Source organism: Nioella ostreopsis (genome assembly GCF_004000255.1).
In the GTDB taxonomy this organism is placed as follows: domain Bacteria; phylum Pseudomonadota; class Alphaproteobacteria; order Rhodobacterales; family Rhodobacteraceae; genus Nioella; species Nioella ostreopsis.
The window spans coordinates 1-15,056 of sequence record NZ_RCIQ01000043.1; the positions used below are offsets into that span (position 1 = coordinate 1).

Consider the following 15,056-nt stretch of genomic DNA (forward strand, 5'->3'; position numbering starts at 1 on the left):
TCAAATCGTTTTCCAGTCGCGTTGCTCCTAGCGCGCCCAACGGCGGCGAAAGCCGTCAATCTCCTGTGGCGTGTAGAAATGTGCCATGGTCGCGTTTTCGTAGAACCAGTCAAGGTCCGAAGGGCTAAGCTGTAGGGATTGGGTGACCTTGGCGTAGAGTGCCTGATACCGCTGTTCATGGGCAACCTTGGCATCGGGGAAGCAGGGCATAGGCTTGCCGAACAGTGCCCCCGCTGCCCTCAACAGCTTAGCGTGGGCCTCTGGGGTCTTGAGGTCTTCCATCCGATAGACCAGTGCCTGATTGCGGCCATAGACCCGCAGCGCCTGCGCCGTATGGTCAAAGGGCACCGTGCGAATGTCCAGGCCAAAGGGCGCGTGCAGCTCTTCCTCGAACCAGATGTCGAAATCACCGATGATTCCGGCCAACAAGGTGATTAACGTGTCAGAGCCGTCATCGCCGTTGCGCGCGGCATCCAGCGCCCTGTGAAAGATCTTCAGGATGTTTTCAGGAGAGCCGCTGTCCCGCGGCGTGACCGGGAAGGGGGTGTATCCCAAACGGTTGCACAAGAAGCCCACCGCGGACAGCGCCCGCGCGACCGGATCGCGGACGCCGGAAATGATGGTGGCAGGCGGTCCATGCCACTGGCCATCTTTTACATAGGCGGCGATAGTGTCCTGCGGCCGCCCCAAACGCGGTATTGTCAGGTGTTTTATGGTCTGCACCGGCGGTTTGGCGGCAACCACCTTTGCGATTTTTTCCAGCCGCTTTGCGGAGATCGCGTGGAAGTGGCTGATCAGCGCATCGGGGCAAGTTTCACGCATCAAGGCTGCCCATGACCGCGATGCAACCTTGGCCATCTGAAAAATCAGGATGATGTCCCGTGGATCGCTCTGTTGGTCCGCGCTGCTCATCGCGTGTTCAGATCGTCTAGGGCCAGGCGGATAGTTGGATGCTGCAGGAACAGCTCCGGCTCGATCCGCTGGCCGAGATGCTTTTCCAGTTCAAAGGCAAGTACGACCATATCCATCGAATCCGCGCCAAGTTCGTCATAGGGCTTGTCCAGCTCTGCTTCGGTGAAGGGGCGGCCCAGAAAATTGCCCAGCCGTTCGACGGAAAGGTCGATCAGTGAATTTGTGTCAGACATTCAGAGAACCTTGATGTGCATGGTTTCATATTTGCGCGTGTTCTTTCCAGGTCCGATGGACCTGTCCGGACGCGCAGCGATGTTCAACTGCGACAGGTGGCGCAGCGAAATTTCGATGGCGCGCCGAGTCATCTGCCGCCCTACGCAAAGATGCGGCCCGGCCCCAAAGGCGATGCTTTCGGGGTGAGATGGGTCCATACGCTCCGCATTGGCAAAGGCGGCCGGGTCTGCATTGGCCGCCGGAAGGTAGATCATCAAAACGTCTCCTTCGGCGATCTTCTGGCCACACAGGTCAATTGGCCGGGTGGCGACACGGTTCACTATCTGCACGGCGGAGGACAGGCGGATCACCTCATTCACCATATCTTGCGGTGCCCGCCAATCCGGCGGGGCCAGGTAGCCTTCTTGCGCGTCCAGCATATGCGCCAGCCCCAGCGTCAGGGTCCCCGCCAGCGTATCCCGGCCCAGCAGCGTCAGGGCAACCAGAAATTCCGCCCGTGCCTGCTGGCTGTCCTCTATCCCGGCGCGGGACAAATGGCCGCCGATCCGGTCCAGCATGTCACTGCCTTGGGATCTGGCAAGAATGGCGGTCATCCGGTCCAGCAGCACCCGGGCGCGGTCATTGGCCTCCAGCAGCGCGCCGACCCGCACGGCGAAATCCACCGCCCCGTCCGATGATGCAAGGCTGGCAAAATCTGCCCGGTCCGCGGGGTCCAGGCCGCAGACCCGCCCAAAGGCCTCCACATGCACACGGTCGGCGTAGCCTGTGGCAAAATCCCCGCCGCGCGCCGTTCTGAACGCATCCAGCAGCTCTTGGGACGCGGCCGCGTAGGTGGCCAAGTAGGGGTCCATGATCTCTTGCAGCACGCGGGCGAAAAGCCCGCGCAGCTGTTTGTGCCGCTCTGCGTTGTTCAGGAACGGGATCCAGCGCGACACGTTGATCAGTTCGTCCAGCCGGTGCCCGGACAGGCGCGCCACATGATCGAAGGCCTGAAAGACGTTGTACACATCCAGCCGCGGGTCGCGCAGGGCGGTTTCGCAGGCTGCGCGCGACAGGACAAGCCAGCGCCGCATGGACCCGGACCACAGCACATCGCCCTCGGCCCGCAGGCGGGTGAACACGGCCTGCGGGTTGGCCAGTATCTCCGCGCCATCATACAGGTAGTCAGTGTGCGCTTTGGCTGACATCAAGCCGGATCCGTTTTTCAAATGCGCCCTCGGCCAGCATGTCCCGCGCCCTGGTCCGCTGGATCTTGCCGCTGCTGGTGCGTGGCAAACACGCCCCGGAGACAACGACAACCCGGTGCAGCTTGATCCCGAGCGCCTCACCGATCCGGGTGTTCAGTTCTGGCAGATGTTCAAATTCGGCCGCGCGCGGCATTTCCAGCACAAGGCACAGCTGTTCCGTGCCCTCGGCCGCCACCGCGAAGGCCGCAGCGCCCCCGGCAATGGCGCCAGCCGCCACGTCCAGGGCAATCTGTTCCACGTCCTCTGCAAAGACATTCTTGCCGCGAATGATGATCTTGTTGGCGCTGCGCCCGGTGAGGAAGATCTCGCCCGCATGGCGGTACCCATAGTCACCGGTCTCCATCGGCGGCAGGTCACCATCGGGGGTCAAGCGGCGCCAATCCGCCTGTTCGCCCACAACCTGCCCCAGGCTAGATCCGCTGATGACAACAGGGCCGATCACGCCATCGGGGTAGGGGGCAGCCCCGGGGCCGATCGTCACGGACAGCCCTCGGACCGGCGCGCCGAGGCTCACCAGATCGCGCCCGTCACGGTGGCAAAGGCGCGGCCCGCCCGCCCGCTTGCCGGAACTGACCAGCAGCGTGGCCTCCGCCATGCCGTAAGAGGGCGCAATCGCATCCGGGGACAGGCCAAGCGGGCCAAAAAAATCCTGCAACCCGTCAATGGTGCTGCGCTGCACCGGTTCACCGCCGATGATCAGGTTTTGCAGGCAAGTCAGGTCCATCCCGGCGGGGGGCTCCTTGCGGGCCTCGTCGATCAGCCGGGCATAGGCGAAGTTCGGGGCGCTGGTGATTGTGCCGCGCCAGGTGTCCACCGCCCGAAACCAGGACAGCGGTTCCTGGATGAACATAGTCGGAGGCATCAGAACCGAGGTGCACCCCATCCAGAACACGGCGATCACCCCGCCGACCAGCCCCATATCGTGGTGCAGGGGCAGCCAGTGCACCCCGACCGAGTCGGCAGTCAACGCAAACCGATCAACGATGGCTTGTGCATTTGCCGCAATCGCGCGCGGGCCCACAAGAATGGGTTTGGGGTTGGCGGTTGTGCCTGATGAAAACTGTAACAACCCGCCGGCCGCCGCCACATCGCAAGCGCCTTGCATGCCATCCTCGATGCGTATCAGCATGGCGGGGCCTGCCACCGCGCGCAACCTTGCAACCTCATCCGGGGCAAGATCATGCAGGATGACATCGGGCCGCGCGGCGCGGATGACGTGGCTGTTGCGCTCCACGATCCGTGAGGTCAGCACGCTGGAGCCCGGTATTCCCACGCCGCCACGCATCCACACGGCAAGCAATGCCGTCACAAATTGCGAGGCATTCCGGCAAAACAGCAAACAGCCCAGGGGCCGGTCTGTGGCCGGGGCGGGCAGGGCTGCCGCGATGGCCGCTGCGCGGGACCAAAGTTCTGCCCAGGTCACGGTCAAGGGGGCCTCGGCGCGCCGCTGCATGAATACGAAAGCCGTCCTGTCTGGATGCTGTAACACATGAGACTGGACCCTATGAATGACATCGACCGACGGCGTTATTCCCATGGTCCGCTCACCGGAATAGTGAGGTCGGGGGCTCGATCAGGCCAGTCCGGGGCGGGCAGCCCGCAGCGGCGTCATCAATGAAGGAGCGCAAATACCCGCATAGTTCATGGATTGCTGGTGCACGGAAGTACTGGCCGTGTCCGGCGGACAGGAAACCATGGGCGGCTGAGCCATATTGCCGCCCCCAGACTGGGGTTGGGTCACGGCCCTGCAGAAAGGGGTTATAGTCCGCACTCTGCCGGCCGAACAGGTGCAGCACATGACCAGGGTAGGAATAGGCCAGTTCATGTTCCATAATGATCAGTCGCGGCGCCGGGGCGCCCGCCTGGATCAGCAGATGGGCAACTGCCTCGATGATCGGCGCCGCCTGACAATTGCCACCCAGAACCTTGGGCGCCGCCGCGTGGGTTTTGAGAATTTCCTGTGTCAGAAGCCTTGCGAGAGCCAGGCGGTTGAGCTTTTTGGCGGTCTTGTCGAACACCAGCGCATGAAGCGAACGCGTGGCATAAATAGGTTGATCTGCCCCGATGTGGTGCGCCAAGGATAGCGGCTCTACCCAGCTGTTAAAACACCAAATAATCGGCTCCCGCGCCCCGTCCCGATTGAACGCGACGAAGGGACCCTCGCCATGCTGCACCGTAGCCGGTAGCTTGGACTGACTTTGTACGATCAACGCATACAAGGCATCGGCCGTGTATTTGGTGGGGTCTTCGGGCAGGGGTTTGGACGTCGCGCACATGTGCAACCGATATTCGAGATGCCTTCTGAATGGAATACAAAATATTCTTGAATCCAGACTGGAATTGTCAAATTGTTTCGCCCGATTGTGAGGCGTGAAAGGTGTGCTTGTCCATGCCTCAGTCACCCTGCCACTTCAACTCCGAGCGCAGTCTCACTTCTCGATCGAATTTCAAGCTGAACCGTACCGCTGCTCTCACTGTGTGGCATCAACTGCTCGCAAGCTAGAGCGTGTCGCCCCTGATCAGATTCGGGATTCCCATGATGCTTGCCTGGTGACTCCATGCTTTTGAGGCAGATATGGGGGTCAGTTATGGGCAAGCCACATCCTGTTGAGTTGCGTGATCGCGCCGTGCGTCTTGTCGAGCAAGGCAGCACGCATACCGAGGCGGCGCGGCGGCTGTGCGTTTCGAACAAGTTCGTCAACGACATGGTTCGGCTCAAGCGCGAGACCGGCTCGCTTGCGCCCAGACCTCAAGGTAAACAGAGGTGGTTCGGTTGATCTGAACAGGTTCCGGGCGTTTTCTAAGTGGTTTTCCGCCGTGGTTACGCCGCTACCGCTTCGGGCATCGGCTGATTGAAGTAGGCCTGATCGGGGGCTTTCCCGTCAAGCGATGAATGCGGGCGACGGGTATTGTAGAAGGTCAGATATCGGCCAATCCCGGCGCGGGCCTCGGATACGCTGGCGTAGGCGTGCAGGTAGACCTCCTCATATTTGATGGTCCGCCACAGCCGCTCTACGAAGACGTTGTCGCGCCAAGCCCCCTTGCCATCCATGCTGATTTTGATCTCGCGGGCGGCCAATACCTTGATGAAGTCGGTCGAGGTGAACTGGCTGCCCTGATCGGTGTCGAATATCTCGGGCGTGCCGTGTTTCGCCAACGCCTCCTCCACAGCTTCTATGCAAAAATCAGCCTCCAGCGTGATCGACACCCGCCAGGACAGCACGCGCCGTGTGAACCAGTCCAGCACGGCAGCAAGGTAGATGAACCCGCGCGCCATGGGGATGTAGGTGATGTCCATCGCCCAGACCTGATTGGGGCGGGTGATCGGCAATTTCCGGAGCAGATAGGGATAAATCTTGTGTCCCGGTGCTGGTTTCGAGGTGTTCGGCTTGCGGTAGAGCGCCTCAATTCCCATGCGTTTCATCAGCGTGGCAATGTGCATGCGCCCGACCTTGAACCCTTCCTGAACCAGCAGTCCCCGCAGCATCCGGCTTCCCGCGAATGGGAATTCCATGTGCAGCTTGTCGATCCGGTGCATCAGCTTCAGATCGGCATCCGACACCGGGCGGGGCTTGTAATACACGCTGCCGCGGCTGATCCCCAACACAATGGCCTGCCGACTGACGCTCAGTTTGGCGGTGGGATCGATCATTTTCTTGCGCTCGGCAGCAGACCCGCCTTTCCGAGCGCGCCGGACAAAAAATCGTTCTCCAGCGTCAGCTCTCCGATCTTCGCATGAAGGGTCTTCACATCGATCGTCGGTTCCGGATCGGCCTTCGGGACCTCGCCGAACACCCACGTTGCGCCCTCAAGTAGCTGGTCCCGCCACTGCTTGATCTGGTTCGAGTGAACGTCGAAATCCTGAGCCAGCTCGATCAGCGTCTTCTCGCCCTTGATCGCAGCCACCGCCACTTTTGCTTTGAATGCCGGGCTGTGCTTCCGGCGCGGTCGTCTTGCCATGATCTTCTCCTTGCTCGCAGCATCATGCTGCTGTTGCGCGGAAAATCCACTTATCCCGGCTGTTCAGATTTCCGCAGCCACCTCAATCCCGGGCGCGGCAAACTGACCGGTGTAAAGGGATTGGTGGAGCGCCGGATCGAGGCGCAGCCAGATCTGACGATTGACGAGCTGACTGCGGAACTGCGGCCATGTATTCGGCGTCTCGTTGCAGCAGATGTGCTGCGCGCCATGATGAAATTCCGCGTCGGCTGAAGGCTCCCACTCAATCGAACGCGCTGCAAAGCGCCTCGGGTTCATCGGGGTGTTCCCGTTTGCCGTTTCCGTCAGTTCGCCATCACCTCACATTGGCCTTACCATTCCGTCAGACCGGTATCAGCCCGGCATCGCGCCGACCCGAGGTCTGTAGCTCGTTCCGTCACGCAGAAGCGCGTAGATCGTGCGCGCCATGCGGTTCGCCAATGCGATCGCGACGACCCTCGTCTCCTTGGTCGCGAGCTTTCGCGACAACCAATCGGTTCCCGAGTGGCGGCTCCGGCGTTGGACCATGATCTGCGCCATGGCACCCAGGTACAGCAGGCGCCGGATATAACGGTTGCCCATCTTCGAGATGCCGCCGCTTCGGGGCTTCCCACCGGTCGAGTGCTGCTTCGGCGTCAGAGCCAGCCAAGCGGCGTAGTCCCTGGCCGAACCGAAGTTGCTGACATCCGGTGTCGTCGCGGCAATCGCCGTCGCCGTCAGCACGCCGACGCCCGACTGTGCTAACTTCAAACATGGATGGCTCCTCAAGTTGGGACAATGACATCCCATCATGGCGCATCGCGACGCCGGGAGCAGGAGCCATCCACACCATCAATCGAAATGGCCTTCTCAAAGCTCAAAGCACTGATCCGAAAAGCCGCAGCTCGAACCTACCAAGAACTCTGGAAGGCCGTCGGCCATGTGTGCGACCTCTTCACCGACGAGGAATGCTACAACTTCTTCATGGCGGCAGGATATAGCACCGATTAAACGCGACACGCTCTAGGCGCATGGTTTTTGGCCAAGCCTGAGATTTGTTCACGTTTTTTTGACAGCACTAGGCGAGGGCTAAATAGACGTATCTCTAACTGGCCGAGGATCGGGAGGGTCATAGCCTTGATTACCTGCTTTCCGAACGCCGGGACCTAGCGGCGTCCCGGCGCTCCTTTAGGCGCGCGCGATAGCCGCCAATTGCGTACCAGATCGGGTCGTGATCAACAAGCGCGGCGCCAACCTGGCCGGTCTGCGGGCTGCAAACGTGATCCTGAAATTTACTGCTGGCCGCTCGTCCAGCCCTGAAGGCCGTTCAGGTTTTCTGGCGCACTGGCGAGAAAGTCGCTGAGCCTCGCTTGATAGGCAGCAAACCAGCGGTCTTCCCAATCCTCTCGGGATTCGTGCGGTTCTGGCAGCGGCATTGCGGTCAGCCTGACCTCAAGGCGGCCGTCACGCCAGCGGGATTCATACCAGACGGACGGGATGCCGCGCGCGAGCGAAAGACGCGCGACCAGACGTGACACTCTCAGGGTTGCACCTCCGACCGCGACCGACCGGGTGCCCCCCGAAAGATGAGCATCCGCTGTGACACCAACCAGCCGGTTCTCCTTCAGGTGTGTCAGGATTGATTTCACCATCGCGTCGGGCGACGACCCGGCCCACAGAATACCGGTGGCGCGGGTCTGCTCGGTTGCACCGCCACGGCCCACATAGGCGAAAGGCCAACGGAGGTTTTCAAAGGTGGCAAAGCTCGCGTAGACCGGCCCTGCGTGGGTGCCCACCAGAATGCCCCCCCGTCCGAGCCCCATCGCATCCTCAAGCACCGATATGTCAACCGGGTCGATGAGATCCAGAACATCCTGACGCCCGTCCGAGCCGGAGTAGAGCGCCCATCTGCGGATAAACGCCGAGGCCGCGCACCCCCAACCCTGCCGCGCGGACCATTCGGGCCAGGCGTCATCGGGCAGGCCGGACAGGCGAAACGGCATCAGCATGGCTTCGGGCACGTCAGTCATTGCCGGACCCGGCGTGTACGGAAGGGCGGCAAGCCCAGCGCTCAGGCTTTCGGGCAAGTCGGCCCGGATGCGGGCGGCTTTAATCCCGTGTAACGTATCCAAGAGTTCGTCGTTACCGGTTTGGCGCAGCACTGTTGCTAGCTCCCTGGTTGCAAAGTCGCCATTCTGGTCGGGGTTCCAATTGCGAAGCACTTCGGCGAAGTCGTCCACCCGGCCGGCTTTAAACAACGTATTCGCAAGAAACAGAAGCACGCCCGTCTTGGCTTTTGGTGTGTCGTTTGTTCGTAGCAAGAGGGTCTTTGCGGCAGTTATCGCTGGCGTGGCGTCGCCATCCGCCACCTGACGCTTGAGCAGCGGTATGGCGTGGAGTGTGGAGGTCTGATGCAGTTTTGGCAAGGAAAGCAGCGTGTCTGACCTCTCGGACTGGCCAATCCTGCCCAGCAAATCCGCCAGACGCAGGCGGCAGGAAAACGTGTCGTCGAACGTTTCAAGTTGCTGTTCGGCGGCACGGATCACTGCTTCATCAAGGGTGGGCAGAAACTCTGCACACAGCGGACTGAGCAAGTATCCAAGCGCCTGATAGAAGTGGTTTAAAATCAGGTCGTTGGCACAAAGGACTGCGCAAAGCGCATCGAACGCCAGCTTCCCGGTTTCGGTCTGGATTGCCAGCCTGGCGACCCTGAATCGCGTGCTGGAGGGCATCTTTTCCGGCATTTGGCGTTCGATTTCCGTCAACAGAACCTGCGCCTCATCCGGGCAATCGTTCTTGACGTGCAATTCGGCAAGCAGAATCGCAATGTCGGGCGTGCGATCGGCGACGGTCAGAACGGATATGGCTTCTGCCTCGCGGTCGGTCCGCACACAGGCCCGCGCAAGAAGCAGGCTACGCACGTTGGGCGGAATATGCGGACAATGGGTATAGATCGCCCGGGCCAGCGCCAAGGCCTCCTGGCCCTTGCCCTCGCGAAACAGAACTTCGATCGCCGACTTAACCTCGTGTGGGGTCCGCAAAGACGTGGCGATCTCGATCAGTGCTGCAGTGTCGGAAAGCTCAACCATGTGTCACCCTTTCACGCGGTCGTTGTGCAGCGTTTTGTCAGCGCAAGCAGAAGGTAATGTTTGAGAAGCTTGATCCAAATCCGTCCTGCCCGTTCAAACCCACTTTCGATCAGGAGGTTCAGATACGGCGTCCCGGTCTCGTTGGTGATGTCCAGACACGTTTCAACCTCCCAGCCGATGCCCCGGATCTGGGCCATGAACGCATCGACCGAAAGCCCGGTGTTTTCCTTGGGGATGCCGTAAGTGCTGCGGGTGTAAAGCACATCGCTGAAGATTAACCGGCTGCCAGGTTTGAGTATGCGGAAGGCTTCGCGCAGGAAATCCTCGCGGGTGTTGAAGTGGAAGGCCGCTTCGACGCAATAGATCCCGTCAACGCTGTTGGACGGCAAATCGAGCCGCGAGGCATCTTTCTGAATGAAGTGCAACTCAGGATAAGAACGCGACGCAAAGTCAATCTGCTCGGCGGAGAAATTCACCCCCGTCAGCCGCGCCCGCGGATAGGCATCCGCGAACATGCGCGTCGTGTTGCCCAGCCCACAGCCGACATCCAGAATGTCGCCCGCAAGGGTGCCCCTTGCGGGGTCGAGGTCGATGTGAGCGCGGACGAGGGCCTCGCACGCCGCGTTCAGATTGTCCGTTGTCACTGGCTGAACGTCGCGCCAGTATCCCACGTTGAAGAAATTGCTGCCTTCATACAACTTGCGCATCGCGGCGTCGAAGATGATGTGATTATAGTGTTTTGCGTATTTTGCGGAACTGTCGCGCATAGTGCACCTGGTTATCTGGATTAGCGGATTGCGTCTGGAATCAGCGTCACGCCGCCCCAGGCATGAAGGGTGAAGGAATATACCGGCTTGGGTTCGCTAGCGGTTTTGAACCGGAAAAGCCGCAGCAACTCGGAGAGGATCACGATCGACTCCAATTCAGCGAACGCCTTGCCCAGGCACACATGGGCCCCGGCGCTGAAGGGCCGAAAGGAACCCGGCGTGATGTCGCCGACCTTCGGCGGCAAAAACCGCGTGTGATCGAAAATGTCCGGGTCCGGCCAGACTTGGCGATGTCTGTGCATCGCGTATAAGTTGACCACCACCGGTGTCCCCTCGGGAACGTGATGGCCGAGCAGCTGCATCTCATGCCGAGCCTGCCGAACGGTAATGACGGACGGTGGAAACAAGCGCATTGCCTCGTTCAGAACCGCCGAAGTGACTGGCGTGTCGAGAAATGCGCCCGGTTCCGAAGGGTCAATCGCCCCAAGTTCATGGCGAACCGCTTTGTCCGCGACCGGACTTCGGGCCAGAAACCAGAGCATCCAGCCGATGGCGGCGGCGCTGGTCTTGTGTCCCGCGCTCAGAAACAGGCGGATGTTGTCGCGCAAGGTTGCTGTGTCAAGCGGATTATCACCATCCGCGACAAACGCAGGCAAGGCTATGTGCGGACAACGCGCGGCGAAGGCCATGGACTTATCCGCAGTCTCTTCCAGCAGGTCCGCAACCCGGCGATGATCGTTCGCCATCCGCGACGCATAGATGCCTTCGATGGCCTCTTGCACAAATGCGGGCAGGCGCAGCTCCATATCTTTGTCCGCGAACATAAGTCGCCAGATCACCTCGAAGGTGATGGCGACCAGCAGCGCTGAAATGTCCGTTTCGCCCTTCGCCGTGTCGAGACGCCGCGCCATTCGTTCGGTGACAGAGCGGATCATCGCCACATGCCGTGCGGCGCTGCGACGGTTCACACTTGGCCCAAGCGCCGCCTTGGCATCCCAGCCAGATTGACCCTTGGCGGCGATCATGCTGTTCGGGCCAGACTCACCGCCCGGTATCTTGCGGTAAACCCAGTGTTTTTCGAAACTCGTTCCGTCGTTGGTCAGGATTTGATTAGCCAGTTCCGGTTGCATGACATGCAAAATGTTCGCCCCGCGCACCGCAACCGGAACTATAGGCTTGTGCAACAAGTCTGTCGGCCAGTGGTCGACGGTCTGGAACAGCGCCTTAAGCACACCGGGCGCGCGACCAACGCCCCTCGTGGCAAGCGCTAGACCCGGAACCGGATGGTAAAAGGATGATGGGCTCATGCTGTGGCCTGCCCGGCCTGCCGATAGATTTCCGGCAGCGGAAAAAGGAATATCCGCCCCAGCATGTCCATCATGTCAAGCCATACGACAAAGGTTTCCCGCGAGCGGAGAAATCTGGCGTCGGGAATGAACTGCGACGACCAGACGCCACTATAGAGCCGGCAATCCCGGCACTCGATGTCCGGAGTGCAGCATTTCACAGCTTCGGCAGTTAGAGCTGTAGAGTGATAGCGCAAGTTTCCGACGATCCGTGATCCGCAGTCGCGGGCGACTTGCGTGTTCGGGTCTATATCAAACAGCGGGCCGGCTTGCGTGATCACATCCCGGAACCCCGGTGTGCAAAGAACCGTCTCCGGGAACTCGTCCATCGCGCGTGTCATGGCGTCGTTTAGGCGCAGCAGGTCGTCCGCCGAGAAAACCGGTATGCCCTTTTCCGGTGCAAGTCGAAAGAACTCGTCGTCCGCCGGAAACTGAGCAGCAATCTTGTCGGAGTATGTCCGGGTTGGCGAAAACACGCTGAAGGTTACTGGCAATCCATGGTCGCGACTCGCCGCGAGAACTGCGGGTACGGTGTGAAGGTTCCACGGTGACAAGGTGAACAGCATGACAGCGCGTTCGTCCCCGGCATAGTTACGCAGGGCTTTTCGTAAAATGGACCCTCCACGTAAAAGTGTGTCGGTCTCATCGTCGCCCCAAACCGAGACCCCTATCCGAAACCGGATGTCCGGGTCCAATTTTATCGTGCCGTTGGTCCCTATTTTTCCATAAGTCAGATAGCGACTTGCGGCCAGGAGACGGTCTCGTTCGAGTGCGGGTTCCGCGCCGACGAAATAGGCCATGCTGACGCCGCGAGCCGCCTCACGTTCAAAAAAGGACTCCCAGTCGCCTGTTGACGGCTCGTCAATGACCCGGAGCCGGTGTCGGTTTTCGAAATAGTAACACCCTTCACACCATATGTTGCATCGCTGGCTGATCTCGTAGAACGCAGGTGTGCGAAAATGACGGATGACCTGTTTAGCCAATTCGTATCGCGGGTGCAGGTCTGGCGATCTGTCGATCAAACTCTTACATCGTCGCAGCGCATCCCTTGGAACCCAAGAAGATCTCTGGGCCTCGGTTAAGGTTATCATTGCGCAGGCTCCAGTTTAGTCGCGGCAGAAGTATCGAATAATTGTGGCCGCTGCCAGTCAATTTTCTGCTTCGATTTGTCCGGTAGAGCAGAAAGGGCGAAAGCGACCCACCGCGAGTAACGACATATCTACAGGCGATAAAATTCACGTTGCGTCGTGAGGGAGACAGTCCTGTCCCGGATGCCACGCGCCCTCGATCTGCGCCCACCAGTAGTCTAGGCCGAGGCGCACGCGCAGCCGCTCCCGCGCAGCCGCCCCCTCGAGTTGGGGGGCGAGGTCCACTTGCCAGCGCGACAATATCTCCGGGGTCAGGAACCTGGCCTCCCAGTCATCGACGAAAGCGACCGGCAGCCTGGCGTAGGCCGCGTCGAGCGGCCCCCTCTTAATAATGGGAATCGCGCCGTGGATCAGCGCCTGCCACGCCTTCGGCGACGGATCTAGGCCTCCGCCTTCGGCGCAGACGACGAAGACATGCTCGCGGAGCAGGCGCTCGAAATCCTCTGGCGCGACCTCGTCCTCGGCTACGGTGCAGAATTCGGCCCAGGCCGTCCGCGCAACCGCAGTTATCCTGCGTCGGGTCTCCCATTGCAGCCCCTCCCTGACGCGGTGCGCGACGAGCACCTTCCCCGCCCGGTTGGAGAGCGGCGGGGTATCGGAGTACGGCACACCACCCTCCGGCCGCCCCTCGGGGAATACAAGCCCTAGCGGCAGCGGCGAGACTGAGGGATGCCCCGCACAGGATAGGTTCTCAGCGAACCAATGGCACAGCTTAGGGTGCGCGAGGATCCGCTCGATCATGGCTTCCTCGGCCTCGGTATAAGCGCGCCAGCGCGCGTCGAGCTGTTGCGGCAGCGTGACGTCCTCAGAGCCGGTAATCAGGACGAAGGGCGTGTTCAGGCGCGGGAGCACCTCTTCGGCGAAGACCTCGAGAGCCCGAAACGGCGACCGAAGGGATACGAAGATCGTGTGGGGCCGCTCCCGGCGCCCGGGCATCAGTAGTGCCGTCGTCGGCTCGGCATAGTCCGAGCACAGAACCCAGTCGCAGCGGGCCGCGACGCCCTCGAGCTGGTAGGCTGCCGCTCCCTGTCCCTTGGGAAAGAGCCGGGTGGATAGGGGATCGAGCCGGGGCGTCATTCCGCTTCGGAGCGCAGAGCGTCCAGCAGACTCTGGACACTGTGAGGAAGCCCGTCGTCGTCAGCCGGGTTCCGGTAGAGCGCCGGATCGAAGAAAGGCACTCGCTCGAGCGCGTCCGGAGCGACGCGGCGTAGCGCGGCTGCAAGGCGCCGTTCCATATCCGCGGCGGTGTCGGTATATTCCACAAGCGTGGCCCCGAAAGCGCGTCGTGCGTGCAGCAGCCGTTCGTTGTAGCGCCGCCAGAGGGCGAGCGCGCTGTCGATGTCGATACCGTTGCGGTTGGCAAGCGAAGCTGCCACCGACGCTGGGTGCCTGAAAATCCCGATGAGCCGCACGTCGTCCAGCACCTCGAGCCAGCCCTCGAGGGCAAAGAGTGTCCGCGGATCCTTGAACCCCCATAGCGGGTGGCCCTCCCTGGATTCGATGAAGAGATCGCGGACCGACAGGTGCAGCTTGCCCCATTCGAGTGGCGGCTCGGGCGGGTCACGCCAGTTGCCGCCATTCTGCTCCAAAAGATTCTCGTGCATATAGAGCACCGCGGGGGCTTCCCAAAGGCCCTTCGGGTTGAATTGGAAGCCGGTGTTGAGAGTATGTCCCATATATACACCCGCGTCATGCAACGAGCCTGCAAGCAGGCTCGTACCACTGCGATGCATGCCCAGCACGATGACACATGTTGTCATGGATCGCCGCTTGCCTCCGTGCTGAATCTCCTTAAACTCGCATACAGTGGCAGGCCCTGCCTCGCAAGTGGTAACCTGCCCCCCGCTGGTCCCTCGTTCATAACCAGAGTCTGCGGGTTTGATTCTGCTGGCCGGGTTCGTCGTCCTAGTCACCTGGAACCACAGTTCGTATCATTGCCTGACGCGTAGGCGCTGATCCCCGCCGCTCACATTTCCAACCCATCGTCCTTCAAGTCAGCGATTGTCTCCCTCGTATCCCCGAGAAGTGCAAGACCCTCATCCCGGACGAATTTTGGCAGACCCGGAAGCTTCAGCCATTTCACGAAGCGACTGAGCAAGGGCTCGAGGCGGTCCAACATCCACTGGGCCCGCGTGGTCTGAGCCTCAGCGGCGTTCTGGTCCCGTTCGAGCTGCTTCTGATCTTCCGCGAGCTGCTCCTGACCCTGGCGCAGCGCGGCTTGATCCGTTTCCAGCGCAATGCGCTCCCGCATGGTCGCGTCACGGACAACACGCGCATCGCGATGGACGCTCTTCGCTCTGTCAACGACCCTCACGCCGAGCTCAATCGCGGGCAAGATTTCGGGACAGGCTGCCTC

At 60.9% G+C, this 15,056-nt stretch carries 15 protein-coding genes and 4 pseudogenes; 5 read left to right on the top strand and 14 right to left on the bottom strand.

Going from position 1 to position 15,056, the window contains the following annotated elements:
* Positions 1-27: 27 nt before the first annotated feature.
* The 5 genes from EP237_RS22210 to EP237_RS22230 form a co-directional block, all read right to left on the bottom strand.
* The gene (locus tag EP237_RS22210; protein ID WP_164744801.1) at positions 28-822 is read right to left on the bottom strand and encodes a hypothetical protein; all 795 of its coding nucleotides are present in this window, start codon (positions 820-822) and stop codon (positions 28-30) included.
* 86 nt (positions 823-908) lie between these two features.
* Positions 909-1,145: an acyl carrier protein gene (locus EP237_RS22215; RefSeq protein ID WP_127563015.1), complete on the bottom strand. Its 237-nt coding sequence runs from the start codon at positions 1,143-1,145 to the stop codon at positions 909-911.
* Entirely contained in the window at positions 1,146-2,333 is a 1,188-nt protein-coding gene (locus EP237_RS22220) for a cytochrome P450 (RefSeq protein ID WP_127563016.1), read from the bottom strand.
* Entirely contained in the window at positions 2,311-3,930 is a 1,620-nt protein-coding gene (locus tag EP237_RS22225; RefSeq protein ID WP_084667862.1) for an AMP-binding protein, read from the bottom strand. Before EP237_RS22225 ends, EP237_RS22220 begins: the two co-directional genes overlap by 23 nt.
* Before the next feature lie 7 nt (positions 3,931-3,937).
* A complete protein-coding gene (locus tag EP237_RS22230; protein ID WP_127563017.1) occupies positions 3,938-4,669 on the bottom strand; it encodes a hypothetical protein in 732 nt (243 codons plus the stop codon).
* A 97-nt stretch (positions 4,670-4,766) separates the two neighbouring features.
* Here EP237_RS22230 and EP237_RS23635 point away from each other — a divergent pair.
* Positions 4,767-4,896 (top strand): annotated as a pseudogene (locus EP237_RS23635) (IS6 family transposase); the annotation flags it as partial.
* An 85-nt stretch (positions 4,897-4,981) separates the two neighbouring features.
* Positions 4,982-5,170 (top strand): hypothetical protein, encoded by a 189-nt coding sequence (locus EP237_RS22240; protein ID WP_164744802.1) that lies wholly within the window; start codon positions 4,982-4,984, stop codon positions 5,168-5,170.
* Positions 5,171-5,214: 44 nt separating this feature from the next.
* Here the strand turns inward: EP237_RS22240 and EP237_RS22245 are convergent.
* A protein-coding gene (locus EP237_RS22245; RefSeq protein WP_127563019.1) for an IS3 family transposase occupies positions 5,215-6,353 on the bottom strand; the annotation gives its coding sequence in 2 pieces (ribosomal slippage) (positions 5,215-6,087 and positions 6,090-6,353; 1,137 coding nt in all).
* Positions 6,354-6,377: 24 nt separating this feature from the next.
* On the opposite strand from EP237_RS22245, the gene EP237_RS22250 reads away from it, so the two are divergent.
* On the top strand, positions 6,378-6,605 hold the full coding sequence (locus tag EP237_RS22250; RefSeq protein ID WP_127563020.1) for a hypothetical protein: 228 nt from the start codon (positions 6,378-6,380) through the stop codon (positions 6,603-6,605).
* 120 nt (positions 6,606-6,725) lie between these two features.
* On the opposite strand, the pseudogene EP237_RS22255 reads toward EP237_RS22250, so the two are convergent.
* A pseudogene (locus EP237_RS22255) lies at positions 6,726-7,103 on the bottom strand (transposase); the annotation flags it as partial.
* Positions 7,104-7,190: 87 nt separating this feature from the next.
* Between EP237_RS22255 and EP237_RS22260 the strand changes: the two are divergent.
* Positions 7,191-7,361: pseudogene (locus EP237_RS22260) on the top strand (IS630 family transposase); the annotation flags it as partial.
* A 101-nt stretch (positions 7,362-7,462) separates the two neighbouring features.
* A pseudogene (locus EP237_RS23640) lies at positions 7,463-7,647 on the top strand (IS6 family transposase); the annotation flags it as partial.
* Here EP237_RS23640 and EP237_RS22270 read toward each other — a convergent pair.
* The 7 genes from EP237_RS22270 to EP237_RS22300 all read right to left on the bottom strand — a co-directional run.
* A complete protein-coding gene (locus tag EP237_RS22270) occupies positions 7,643-9,439 on the bottom strand; it encodes a hypothetical protein (RefSeq protein WP_127563022.1) in 1,797 nt (598 codons plus the stop codon). The pseudogene EP237_RS23640 and the gene EP237_RS22270 sit on opposite strands and share 5 nt — an antisense overlap.
* Before the next feature lie 11 nt (positions 9,440-9,450).
* Positions 9,451-10,206 (bottom strand): class I SAM-dependent methyltransferase, encoded by a 756-nt coding sequence (locus EP237_RS22275; RefSeq protein ID WP_127563023.1) that lies wholly within the window; start codon positions 10,204-10,206, stop codon positions 9,451-9,453.
* A 20-nt stretch (positions 10,207-10,226) separates the two neighbouring features.
* Positions 10,227-11,438, bottom strand: a complete 1,212-nt coding sequence (locus EP237_RS22280; RefSeq protein ID WP_164744803.1) for a cytochrome P450 — start codon at positions 11,436-11,438, stop codon at positions 10,227-10,229.
* Between the two features lie 71 nt (positions 11,439-11,509).
* A complete protein-coding gene (locus tag EP237_RS22285) occupies positions 11,510-12,574 on the bottom strand; it encodes a radical SAM family protein (protein WP_127563025.1) in 1,065 nt (354 codons plus the stop codon).
* Between the two features lie 213 nt (positions 12,575-12,787).
* Positions 12,788-13,777: a hypothetical protein gene (locus tag EP237_RS22290; protein WP_127563026.1), complete on the bottom strand. Its 990-nt coding sequence runs from the start codon at positions 13,775-13,777 to the stop codon at positions 12,788-12,790.
* Complete coding sequence (locus EP237_RS22295) at positions 13,774-14,460, bottom strand: sulfotransferase family protein (protein ID WP_127563027.1); 687 nt, start codon at positions 14,458-14,460, stop codon at positions 13,774-13,776. The genes EP237_RS22290 and EP237_RS22295 overlap by 4 nt, the downstream gene beginning before the upstream one ends.
* Before the next feature lie 206 nt (positions 14,461-14,666).
* On the bottom strand, positions 14,667-15,056 hold a 390-nt coding region (locus EP237_RS22300; RefSeq protein ID WP_206052344.1), incomplete at its 5' end, for a hypothetical protein.

What these genes read in the sequence shown, in the direction of transcription:
- EP237_RS22295 (WP_127563027.1), bottom strand. Translation starts at nt 14,460, where the DNA reads ATGACAACATGTGTCATCGTGCTGGGCATGCATCGCAGTGGTACGAGC.
- EP237_RS22240 (WP_164744802.1), top strand. Translation starts at nt 4,982, where the DNA reads ATGGGCAAGCCACATCCTGTTGAGTTGCGTGATCGCGCCGTGCGTCTT.
- EP237_RS22215 (WP_127563015.1), bottom strand. Translation starts at nt 1,145, where the DNA reads ATGTCTGACACAAATTCACTGATCGACCTTTCCGTCGAACGGCTGGGC.
- EP237_RS22230 (WP_127563017.1), bottom strand. Translation starts at nt 4,669, where the DNA reads ATGTGCGCGACGTCCAAACCCCTGCCCGAAGACCCCACCAAATACACG.
- EP237_RS22275 (WP_127563023.1), bottom strand. Translation starts at nt 10,206, where the DNA reads ATGCGCGACAGTTCCGCAAAATACGCAAAACACTATAATCACATCATC.
- EP237_RS22225 (WP_084667862.1), bottom strand. Translation starts at nt 3,930, where the DNA reads ATGGGAATAACGCCGTCGGTCGATGTCATTCATAGGGTCCAGTCTCAT.
- EP237_RS22210 (WP_164744801.1), bottom strand. Translation starts at nt 822, where the DNA reads ATGCGTGAAACTTGCCCCGATGCGCTGATCAGCCACTTCCACGCGATC.
- EP237_RS22270 (WP_127563022.1), bottom strand. Translation starts at nt 9,439, where the DNA reads ATGGTTGAGCTTTCCGACACTGCAGCACTGATCGAGATCGCCACGTCT.
- EP237_RS22290 (WP_127563026.1), bottom strand. Translation starts at nt 13,777, where the DNA reads ATGACGCCCCGGCTCGATCCCCTATCCACCCGGCTCTTTCCCAAGGGA.
- EP237_RS22220 (WP_127563016.1), bottom strand. Translation starts at nt 2,333, where the DNA reads ATGTCAGCCAAAGCGCACACTGACTACCTGTATGATGGCGCGGAGATA.
- EP237_RS22250 (WP_127563020.1), top strand. Translation starts at nt 6,378, where the DNA reads ATGCTGCTGTTGCGCGGAAAATCCACTTATCCCGGCTGTTCAGATTTC.